The sequence below is a fragment of the Pseudomonas neustonica genome (assembly GCF_003797945.1).
GTDB lineage: Bacteria > Pseudomonadota > Gammaproteobacteria > Pseudomonadales > Pseudomonadaceae > Halopseudomonas > Halopseudomonas neustonica.
Map to the genome: position 1 here is coordinate 1 of NZ_RKKU01000049.1, position 10,398 is coordinate 10,398.

At 51.4% G+C, this 10,398-nt stretch carries 8 protein-coding genes; 5 read left to right on the forward strand and 3 right to left on the reverse strand.

Features of this window, described 5'->3' with window-relative positions:
• Positions 1–34 precede the first annotated feature (34 nt).
• The gene (locus EF096_RS20360; RefSeq protein WP_158611324.1) at positions 35–412 is read right to left on the reverse strand and encodes a hypothetical protein; all 378 of its coding nucleotides are present in this window, start codon (positions 410–412) and stop codon (positions 35–37) included.
• A 411-nt stretch (positions 413–823) separates the two neighbouring features.
• Here EF096_RS20360 and EF096_RS19745 point away from each other — a divergent pair, with 411 nt between their 5' ends.
• Genes EF096_RS19745 through EF096_RS19755 form a run of 3 tightly spaced genes read left to right on the forward strand, consistent with a single transcriptional unit; the run spans position 824 to position 4,432 of the window.
• Positions 824–1,291, forward strand: coding sequence for a DUF2271 domain-containing protein (locus EF096_RS19745; RefSeq protein ID WP_123891454.1), 468 nt, complete (start codon positions 824–826; stop codon positions 1,289–1,291).
• Positions 1,292–1,305: 14 nt separating this feature from the next.
• Positions 1,306–3,519 (forward strand): PepSY domain-containing protein, encoded by a 2,214-nt coding sequence (locus EF096_RS19750; RefSeq protein ID WP_123891455.1) that lies wholly within the window; start codon positions 1,306–1,308, stop codon positions 3,517–3,519.
• Positions 3,503–4,432, forward strand: coding sequence for an FAD:protein FMN transferase (locus tag EF096_RS19755; RefSeq protein WP_123891456.1), 930 nt, complete (start codon positions 3,503–3,505; stop codon positions 4,430–4,432). Before EF096_RS19750 ends, EF096_RS19755 begins: the two co-directional genes overlap by 17 nt.
• A 239-nt stretch (positions 4,433–4,671) precedes the next feature.
• On the opposite strand, the gene EF096_RS20705 is transcribed toward EF096_RS19755, so the two are convergent.
• Positions 4,672–4,863, reverse strand: a complete 192-nt coding sequence (locus EF096_RS20705; RefSeq protein ID WP_123891457.1) for an AbrB/MazE/SpoVT family DNA-binding domain-containing protein — start codon at positions 4,861–4,863, stop codon at positions 4,672–4,674.
• Between the two features lie 693 nt (positions 4,864–5,556).
• Here EF096_RS20705 and EF096_RS19765 point away from each other — a divergent pair.
• Together EF096_RS19765 and EF096_RS19770 are read left to right on the forward strand one after the other, a co-directional pair.
• Positions 5,557–6,810 (forward strand): phosphoribosyltransferase-like protein, encoded by a 1,254-nt coding sequence (locus EF096_RS19765; protein WP_123891458.1) that lies wholly within the window; start codon positions 5,557–5,559, stop codon positions 6,808–6,810.
• A gap of 186 nt (positions 6,811–6,996) precedes the next feature.
• Positions 6,997–8,181, forward strand: coding sequence for a reverse transcriptase family protein (locus EF096_RS19770; protein WP_123891459.1), 1,185 nt, complete (start codon positions 6,997–6,999; stop codon positions 8,179–8,181).
• Positions 8,182–8,423: 242 nt separating this feature from the next.
• On the opposite strand, the gene EF096_RS19775 is transcribed toward EF096_RS19770, so the two are convergent.
• Positions 8,424–9,806, reverse strand: a complete 1,383-nt coding sequence (locus EF096_RS19775; RefSeq protein ID WP_123891460.1) for an ATP-binding protein — start codon at positions 9,804–9,806, stop codon at positions 8,424–8,426.
• Between the last annotated feature and the right edge of the window lie 592 nt (positions 9,807–10,398).

Below are 10,398 nucleotides of genomic sequence, written 5' to 3' on the forward strand. Positions count from 1 at the left end.
GGGGCCGTGTGTCCGGACAACAGGAATTGATCGATTATTGATCAGTCACGGCCGCCAATGAGCGGTAATGGCGGTAACCCGCACAGTCTGCGAGACTTGCTGGGGACCTATGAGAAATCCGGGTTAGCGTATCGACGGCTAGCTCACAGCGTGGCCAAGGCATAAAACGGAACTCGAATACTACGTCCATCTCCTTCGCTACTTCCGGCAGCAGCTCGGTAAGAAAGCTTTCACGAGGCTCAGCACTGACGAAGGGGGGCAGCTCGCTGGTAGCTATAACCAGAACCTGCGGTGCCCCCAGAGCCAAAGCGCTGTTAACTAGTGCAAGGCATAAGGCAATGACAGCGCTCAAACAGGTACGCCCAATGCTTGAGGCTGTTGTATGAACGGTGGTTCTGATCTGTTTGATCATTAACCTTCCTGTTCCGGAAAAGTGTGCAAGGCCTTCTTCTGGCACAAGCTGCTGCTCAGAATTCACGTTGTCGAGAGAGGTATACCTTCAGCTGCTTTGTGTGTTCATCGTTATAGTAAAGCAGATACTTTTAGTAGATGCCGGGCGGCACAGGCCATTCGCCAACCAAGAGAATGGACGTGTTTTGTTAACCGCTAACGTAGCCCATTGGCCGCAATGACAGTGCCAGTTAAAAAGCCAGTTCAGGTTCCACGCAACCTCAAGCGATGCGCCGCCAGTCTGGTTGCTTATCCTTGATGAAGTACTGCAAACCACAGGAGTCTTAAGTTGTCCTTAAGTCAGTGCTTTTAGGCGTTCAGCTTGACTTAAGGCTTTGCGGTTAGTTTGAGCCATCCAAACTGGAGGCTCAGCATGAAAAAGATGACTTGTACGCTCGCGTTAGCGGGATTGGCGGCATTGCCAGCGCTGGCGCAGGCCCGCGAAATTACCTTGCAAACCACCCTTAAAGACTATCGAGGCAATGACGCCTATCTGGCTATCTATGTCACCGACGCGCAGGGTAACTACCAGCGCACACTCTGGGTGTCTGGCCGTAAGGCCAAGTATTACAAACACCTGCGTGACTGGGTTCGTGGCGGTAGTAACGCCGCTGAGTTCGATGGGTTGACCGGTGCAAGCGTTGGCAGTGGCGAGACACTGCAAGTGTCTGTCGAGCTGTCGGATACGTTGATTGATGCAGGTTATGAAATCCGCATCGATAGTGCCGTTGAAGATAAGCGCGACAATCGTGCCGAGATCCAAGTGCCGCTTACCGGGCAGGCGACGGATGTGGTCGGCAGCTCGCAGGGCTATGTCGACAGTTTCAGCTATCAGTTTTGACCAGGAGGCCACGCATGCTGCAACGCACCCATGTTGTACTCAGCCTGGTCCTTGGTGCCCTGCTTATGGTCTCGGCAGCTACTGGCCTGGTGCTATCCACTGGAACTCTTTATGAGCACTTCCAGGTTGCGCCATCTGCCGGTCAGAACGTGGCAGAGGTTGTCGAGCGAATTGCCGGGCAGGTGCAGGGCATTGAGCGCATAGAGCGTGCGCCTAGCGGCGAGCTGCGCGTCATATTCAGCAATGCAACCGAAAGCGATACGGTGATCGCTGATCCTGTTACCGGCTTGGTTATGGGCCCCTACCAGCCTTCCGTCTTTTTGTCGTGGGTGCGAAATCTGCACCGTGAGTTGTTACTTGGTGAGCCGGGCCGCTGGCTGAGTGGCATGGCTGCGCTGGCATTGCTGATACTGGTGGTCACAGGGTGCTGGTTGCTGGCGCGTCGCCTGGGTGGCTGGCGGCAACTGCTGCGACCCATACCTGATAGGGGCGGTCTGCTTTACTGGCATCTGGTCTTGTCACGCTGGACGCTGCCGGTACTGGCGATTTTGGCGGTGAGCGGGCTTTATCTTGCAGCAATTAGCGTGGGTATGGTCGACGATGGGCAGGATGTTGCGCCTGTCTATCCAGCCGCTGGCTATTCTGCTCCCGCTGCCGAAATCGGCAGCCTGCCTGCACTGCGCAATCTGGATCTGCAGGATCTACGCGAACTGGAATTCCCCTTTGATCCCCTGCAAGCCAATTTTTATACGCTACGCACCGCATCGGGCGACGGCTTTGTGGACGCGAGTACCGGCCAGTGGATCAGCTATCAGGAGCATGGCTTTACGAAACGGCTGTACGAGAATCTGTATGAGCTGCACACCGGCGCGCACTCGCCGATCTGGACCTTTTTTCTTGCTGGCGCCAGTCTGTGCCTGCTGTTGCTCAGCGGTTTCGGGCTGCTCTCCTGGTGGCATCGCAAGCGCATGGCCCGCGTGCTATCGGATAACGCCCCTGCCGATCAGGCACAAGTGATTCTCTTGGTCGGTAGTCAGGGTGGTACAACCTGGCGTTATGCGCGTCAGCTTCACCAGCAGTTATCGAGCAACGGGCTGGCTGTACATTGTGCCAACATGAATCAGCTGCAACCGCATTATCCCGGTGCCAAGCAGCTGCTGGTGCTTACCTCTACTTACGGTGATGGTCAGGCGCCGGAGTCTGCCAGTGCGTTCCTGGGTCGTCTGTCGCTTAGCAAGCTAGGGCCGGAGCTACAGGTTGCAGTGGTCGGTTTTGGTAATTCCCAGTTTGAACATTTCTGCGGCTACGCACAGGAAGTTGAACATCAGCTGCAGCAACGTGGCTTGAGGCCGCTGCTGCCTCTGCACTGTATTGATCGCAACGCATTGAGTGAGCTTAACCAGTGGGCGAGGGCGCTTGGTGAAAAATTACGTGTGGATCTGCACTTCACTGAGCAGACGCCGCCTGAAACCGGGCAACAACTGGAGCTGCTGAGTCGAGAGCTGTTCGGTGAGGATAGCGAGTCGCCAGCCGCTATCTTGCGCTTCGGTGTTAAGCCGTTGCGGCGATCATACGGGTTGTTCTTGGTCCGCAATCCGGCTAGCCGCTATGCCCCAGGCGACCTGTTGTCTATCCGCCCGGGTAGCGATCTGGCGCCCCGACTCTACTCGATTGCCAGCAGTGATGAAGATGGCGTACTGGAAGTCTGTGTACGCAAGCATCCCGCTGGGCTGTGCTCGCCGATGTTGCATGGGTTGCAGGTAGGCGACTGCATCGAAGGCGTTATTCAGCCGCACCCCGAGTTTCGCCCGTCAGCTGGCCGGCATCCGGTCATTTTGGTTGGCGCGGGTACCGGGCTGGCACCCTTGATTGGGTTTGTTCGCAAAAATACCCATCAACGCCCGCTTTATCTCTACTGGGGTGGGCGCAATGCCCAGTCGGACTTTCTCTATCAGGCACAGTTGAATGAGTACCTGGCTGACGGGCGACTGACGCAGCTAGGCCTGGCGTTTTCACAAGCGGCCCAGCCAATGTATGTACAGGATCGTTTGCAGCAGGATGCTGGGGAGCTTGTGCTGCTATTGAAGCAGGGCGCGCAGGTGCTGGTATGTGGCTCTCGAGAGATGGCGGAGGGGGTGCGGCTGGCGCTCAAGCCGATGTTGCAGCAGCTTGGCCTGAGTATTGAACAACTTCGACTGCAGGGGCGCTATCGTGAAGACGTTTACTGAGCATGACTCTCTGCAGCGCTATAGCCTCGCTGGTTCAACCATGGGCACCCGCTACACGGCAGTGCTGTATGCGGCCAGTGGATTTGATTCGAGTGCCGTGACGACTGACCTGCAACAGGCGGTAGATAAGGTCGATCAGCAAATGTCGACATGGAAGCCTGATTCCGAGCTGATGCGACTTAATGGGGCGGACTGCGGCCAGTGGCTTGCTGTTTCTGATGAGTTGATCTGGGTGCTGAGCAGTGCCCTGCTTATAAGCAAAGAGTCCGAAGGCGCTTTTGAGATAGGCGTAGGTGCGTTGGTCAGTGCCTGCGGCTTTGGCCCGCAAGCTCCATCATTAAACTTGCCAGGCCGGCAGGCTGGCGCGGGCGACGTTCTGGAAATAGATCCCGACAATAGCCGTGTACGTAAGCATGCACCTATTACTCTGGACCTTAACGGTATCGCCAAAGGTTTCGCCGTGGATCAGTTGGCGCGTTGTCTGGATCGTCATGCTATTGAGTCCTACCTGGTCGGCATCGATGGCGAGATGCGTGCCAGCGGAGTAAAGGCCGATAGCCGGGACTGGTGTGTAGCATTGGAAAAGCCCATCAAGGGGCGTCGCGAGGTGCTTGGCTCCCTCGAGCTGAGCAATACATCGATCGCCACTTCCGGGGATTACCGGCACTGGCGTGAGCGTGATGGCGTGGTCTTTTCGCACACGATGGATCCTAAAACTGGCGCACCTCTGGCTTCTGATCTTGCCTCTGTCTCCGTCCTTTGCACCAGCTGCATGTATGCCGACGCATGGGCCACCGCATTGCTGGTGCAGGGGCTGGAGCGCGGTAGGCTGATGGCTAAAGCGCAGGGCTTGAGTGCTATTTTTGTAGTGCGTGACGGCGCTGAGCTGCGTGAGGTAACGGTTGGTCTTTAAGGCGAGTAGGACGTGAAGGTGTGCGGGCCGAGATGGCAATCCGTTGGAGGGGGGCTGATAACGATAGCTCCAGCATCAACACTTGTGCATGAACCCATAGTTTGGCCGTAGATTGTTACCATAGTTTGGCTAGGCGCTTCTTGGGTTGCTCTAGCTAGCAGTTCTGCCGCCTTTGGCCTGTAGCTTTGTAGGCTATGGGCAGCGCTCGGCCAAAAGCGGATGCTGCTAGCGGTCCGCCCCTAGGAGGGCGCACTAACAGAGCGCTGTTGGAGCTTTAGCGAAATGCCGTCCTCCCCCTTTTCAATTGCCAGCTCATCTCCCAAATTCCAACCAAGCTTCTCAAGTAGCTCGGATGGAAGCTCAACAATAACGTCTCCGCTGCCATCCCCAGGATCTTGGCAGACAACTCGCCAGCTATCAGACGTGCCCATAACGTCACTCTCGCTATATAAAGCCAAAGTATGGCAGCTTCATCTCGAGGTCGCCTCCCTGTATCGCACGCCCACGTCTTAACGGCTGTGTTACAGGTCGATCGCTCAGATAGCAAAAGCCCTCCTCCATTGAGGCTTTCGGGTATTTAAAGGGGGAGCTAGGTGCCAGCTATTCTCGGCGCAATCGAGATGGGCTCCCTATCCTGACGTACCGCTAACGGCCAGAAGCGGCCAGTCTGCCTACAAAAAAATCTGTCCCCTGTCCCGGAAAGCGCTCAGCTTTCCGGGAGGCGCGTGTTCCTACCTGCGCAACCTATCCAAACGGGCTGCGTACCAACTTCACGCTCCTCTAGCTTCATCCGTCGGGGCTGGTAGACATCCTGCGTCTCAAACAGCATGGCTCGCTATGGCCTGCTAGCTATGGGCTGCAGCTCTTTATCACGTTCAAGGTATGCCTTGCCGCAGCCAACTCATAGACGTAAGGTTACAACTAGGGCTGCCAGATAGACGACCACAGTGCTCTTGATATGCCAGAACAGGCCAAGGTCTGACCAGCGCTAACGATGGCCTAAACTATACTGTCGCTATCCGGCCAGCAGTGGACAATAATGGAAGTCATGGCTCTACCTTAGCTGAATACCGTACTGTGTAATCTTCGTTATATAATACCGAATCGCTCCCGAGTGTGCTTTGATGCCATTAAAACAAACAACCTCCTCGCCGGAAGCTACAAAACTCGCCCTTTCCGTCGAAGGCGTTAAGTGGTTAGAGCAGTTTTCCGAGGTCGACAGGCGCTTAGCAAGAGATGTGCTATCTTCACTTACCTTGGTGTCCCACAATGAGTTCGAAAGGACCATAGAGGAACTTGTATTAGAAAGAGCTGAGACTATAAATGGCGTAGTGGCTCTGTTCGCGGTACGTGAAATGGATTTCGGGGTTGATTATTTCAGCGGGCTTAATGGTGCTAATGGACAAGAACATGTTGACGCTGTGGGCCGTGGAGCCGACATTGGCAGCGAGGGGCGAATAGCTTCAATAATAAGGAATATCGCAAAGTCTAATCCTAATAAGTTTTTAAATCACCCTTCAGTTGAGTCAATGCGCGCGCACAAATGTCGAGCGCTCATGCTTGTTGATGACCTAATAGGATCGGGACGACGAGCAAGATCTTTTGCTCACTCGCTATGGATTAATCCAACAATTAAATCCTGGGCTTCGCTTAAATACATTGAGACCATATTTGTCTCATATGCTTTAGCAAATGCGGGGCGTCGCATTGCCGAAAGCAGTCCCATGGGCGGGACATGCTACTTCGCAAGATTCTGCCCAGCCCTTGTCGACTTCCAGCCTCCAAAGCTAATTCCATTTATTCATGATTTATTCAGGACATATGGCAACAAGACGAGCAAGCCACATCTATGCTCTGGGTACAAAAAGTCCGCGGCCTTATTGGTTTTTGAGCATAGCTGTCCTAACAATGTGCCGGCGATATTGTGGGCCCCATCTACTCCTAAGAAACCTTGGGTTCCTCTTTTTCCAAACAGAGTGGTACAAGGTGAGACACGCTCAGTTTTTCCTCAAGAGCTGACAAGTCACACCCCTGTTGATGTGATGTTGAGCGCTGGCTATGCTAAGGCTGCTCTGGTTTCAGATCGTGTCTACTCCCATGCATCCTCTAAAGAAATAGTCGCTCTACTGGCGTTGATCTCGAAAGGAGTGAAAACGCCGTCCAGTATCTGCTTTTCTATGAGAACCACAATTAAAGCCGCCAACATGCTCGTGGAAAGCTGTATAAGTAGAGGGCTTCTAACTCAGCGTTACCGACTCACCGCTTTGGGGCGAAGCGTTCTTCGAGGGGCCATGAAATCGAACCACAGGGCCAAGCGCCCACTACCCAACCTAGGTAATGACATGTACTATCCAAGTTCGTTGAGAAGATCACGTTGAAGGTTAGTGTTCACCGGAGCAACCGGAGCGAGCTTGACTCGTCCATTGCTGCTGTGGGGGCGCGGAGTTCCGCTGCCTTTCGTAGAAGCTTTCGCAAGGCGGATGTCGAGCACGACTCAACCAACCTGCGGAAGACTTGGGGTGGAGCCGCGCTCGGCTTCCACTTTCGTGTCAAAGTAGCCTGACATGTGGTCTTCTCAACGTTTTATACGACAAGGGCTTGCTCGTGGTATATCGCAGCAAATACTTGATGCTGCTGTTGAGCAAGTTGAAGCACTAGCAAAAGGTCCAATTCGACTTCCGGCCATATTAACTCTTGGTCACCTTGCCCAAAGAACTGATGTTTCATACATCTCGCTTCGCCGTCTTGTGGCTGACGAGTACCGCCATCCGTATCGAACCTTCACAATCCTAAAACGAAAAGCGAATAAGAGCGGATATAGAGGGCGCAGAGAGATTTCCGTGCCCACTCCAGAGCTCCTCACTGTCCAGCGCTGGCTTAGCGCGCATGTCCTGAGGCAAGTAAGGCCACATCCAGCGTCGCATGCATTTAGTCCAGGGGGCAGCATTGTTAAATGCGCCAGTGAGCATTGCAATGCTAAGTGGCTTATCAAATTAGATATAGCTGATTTCTTTGGCTCTATATCTGAAATTCAGATATACCATGCTTTTCGGAAGTTAGGATATCAGCCGCTAATATCATTTGAACTTGCAAGATTATGCACTGACAGGCCTCGTAAGAACGTTCCTCCGGCATTTGTGCGAGGGAGGAATCGCATGCCATCTGGAAAGGTAAGATTTAAAGCTCGCGTGATTGATCAATATGATCATCGATACATCGGTTATCTTCCTCAAGGAGCTCCAACGAGTCCGATGCTGGCAAATCTAGTGATGAGGGATATCGATGTGCAATTAGCCGCGATTGCAAGCCGCTACGAACTGAGATACACCCGCTATAGCGACGATATTAACTTCTCAACAACAGAAAACTTTAGCAGAGATAAAGCGCATGAACTGATCCAGCGCGTCGCTAAATGCCTTATAAAAAAAGGCCTAGGGTTAAACAAAAGCAAAACCACTATAGCCCCGCCTGGAGCAAAAAAGCTTGTGCTAGGCTTGCTGGTCGATACAGCCAAGCCAAGGTTATGCCATCAATTTAAAGACCGTTTGAGACAGCATATATATTATATAGAGCGCTTCGGTATTGAGGCCCATGCGCAGAGGCGGGCATTCGATACTACCGCAGGTTTTATTAGACACATTAAAGGCCTATTAGATTTTGCGTACATGGTCGAGCCAGCTTACGCCCTGGATCTCACGGAGCGTTTGCAGGTGGCAGTTTTTAGTTGGGATGACTCCTTTGTCATTTAGCAATCAATTTCTTCAGAAGTATCATAGATAGAGTACCTGACCCTAATAGATACTGGGCAGCCAAGTAGGCAACTGGCAGCTCCTGGCCGACAGCGACCAGTAACGAAGGACAGGTTACGGCCAAAGCGGACAAACTATCCAAAGCTGGAAGGGCTCACTTTTGGAACTGAATGCTCTAGAAAAAAGCAGTACCTATTCGTGAAACATAATTATATCGAGAGATAAGCGGAGGCCTAATAGGGCTATTTGATCCACCTAGCTTTTGTTCCGGTAGAATCATCGAACTTTCTGATTAGACCCTTGTCACGCATTGCTGCGAACACTGTAGTAGCTTGTTCCGAGGAAAGTACACCCGTTAAATCCCGAAGCTGGGCGTTATTTATAGAGTCATGGGCATCAATAAAATCCAGAACTAAATTCTCGGGATTCTTGTTGGACCGATAATGCAATGTCACTATCACATAGTTATCGGCTTGTTTTATTACAGGGTCTATCAAACCAAAATCACGCATGCGTTGGAATGCGGTATTCATACCTTCGCCTAAATCCCTGTTTGGCATTGAGCTGTATTTTGATAACAATCTAACCAGTTTGGGGTTGCGTGAAGCGCGATTATCAAGAATATTATCTACCGTGACGAGTCCCGGCAGGCGTCCAGGACTCTTAACTTCAATTCTATTATTATAGACACTGACAAGCACGTTATCTGAAATGGAGTAGTCACGATGAATCACTGAGTTTACTAAAATCTCCCAAAGTGTCTCTTCTGGGAACGAAATCGACTGGTACCCAGCAGGAGTCCAAGCAAAGCATTTGCTCAACATTTCTTTAATTTTTTCTGCGGCTTTCTTGATCTGAAGATACAAAGGCGCCTCGATACTGAAGTTATCAGCAGTTAGGGCGTCGCGGTCTAGCTCGTCTTTCTTCGTATCATATCTCACGATTCGTATCGCGCATTGTGAAGAAATTACTGACGAAGGATTCTCTGAAAAAAGCAATATAGATGATACTTTAGGAACCCAAGTATCTGAATTAACCAAATGCTCTTGAAGTAGAAAATCAAGAGGATCTTTATTTGTGATGGGCAGTTGATCTAGATAGTCTGCTAAAGCAGGGCTTTTCTCAATACTATCAATTCTAGCGATTTCAATTTCCCTATCTTCAGCCGACATAACGCCTTTGGCGTATGCAAGCTCCATCAATTTGGCTGCCCCTTTAACGGATAATGACTGAGCGCCCTTTCGAACATAAACAATTTTATCCGATGTTTCGTGTACTTGTAGACCTTTGCTCACCGTAATTTTGAGCACATAGGTCAAAGACATCATCTGCCGTTTCAAAAAAACGTATTTGAAATCAACCGTTGGATTTAAGCTGACCAATGCTTCCAAATGCTGGTTGTAAGCTTCGCGGGAGTCGCGGCCTACCCAGCGCCTTAAAGGATCAGGCTCGTGTTTTTCATCGGTAATCCCGACCAGCACATCGCCGCCATCAGAGTTCGCGAATGCTACGACAATTTTTTGAAGCCCAGCGGGCTTTATTTCAAAGGCTTTACGGTCAAAGAAGTCTCCCTCATCTTCACTGCAGTAATGAAGTGCTTCTACATCATTGATTTCTCGCAGCATTTTCTGTCCTTGAAACCTTGCAAAGGTAATAGAGATTTTGATAATAGTGGCACACTGCCTCCCGCTCTGGAAGCATTGTCATTGACAAACGTACGACCGACCTTGCTCAGCAAGAACCGCACTCATTGATCGGCAGAAGCTGTCCTATCTTTTTCACACACTGCTTAGTGAAACGTTGTTGGCACATCTATGAGCTAAATATGTGGGCTGTGCCCATCATGCGAGCCGGCCGACTTGATCGAACTTAAGATTGCTGTTACCTGTTTGCGGCAAACAACCGCGAGCACGCAGGCATTCATAGCCGAGTCTGCATGTAATAATGTGCGTATTTCTGTTATTCAGGTGCTCTACAAGCCGGCAATTTTCAGCTTTAGCAAATGAGCAGTGCGATGATTTCAAAATTATTGATTATGCGCATTTCAGCGACCGGTTGTTACTGGTACATAGGAGCACCCAAACGTCTGGTTCTGGCCCAGAGTGTGTAAAAACGCCAGGACAAACCCTTGCTATAGTTTCTAAGAATTTCATTGCAAGGGAATCCCATGAAACGGTTTATCCAGGGTGAACACCGAGGTCAAAGCACCTTGCTTCC

Coding starts and splice junctions, on each gene's coding strand:
- EF096_RS20360 (WP_158611324.1), bottom strand. CDS start 412: ATGATCAAACAGATCAGAACCACCGTTCATACAACAGCCTCAAGCATT.
- EF096_RS19745 (WP_123891454.1), top strand. CDS start 824: ATGAAAAAGATGACTTGTACGCTCGCGTTAGCGGGATTGGCGGCATTG.
- EF096_RS19750 (WP_123891455.1), top strand. CDS start 1,306: ATGCTGCAACGCACCCATGTTGTACTCAGCCTGGTCCTTGGTGCCCTG.
- EF096_RS20705 (WP_123891457.1), bottom strand. CDS start 4,863: ATGGGCACGTCTGATAGCTGGCGAGTTGTCTGCCAAGATCCTGGGGAT.
- EF096_RS19765 (WP_123891458.1), top strand. CDS start 5,557: ATGCCATTAAAACAAACAACCTCCTCGCCGGAAGCTACAAAACTCGCC.
- EF096_RS19770 (WP_123891459.1), top strand. CDS start 6,997: ATGTGGTCTTCTCAACGTTTTATACGACAAGGGCTTGCTCGTGGTATA.
- EF096_RS19775 (WP_123891460.1), bottom strand. CDS start 9,806: ATGCTGCGAGAAATCAATGATGTAGAAGCACTTCATTACTGCAGTGAA.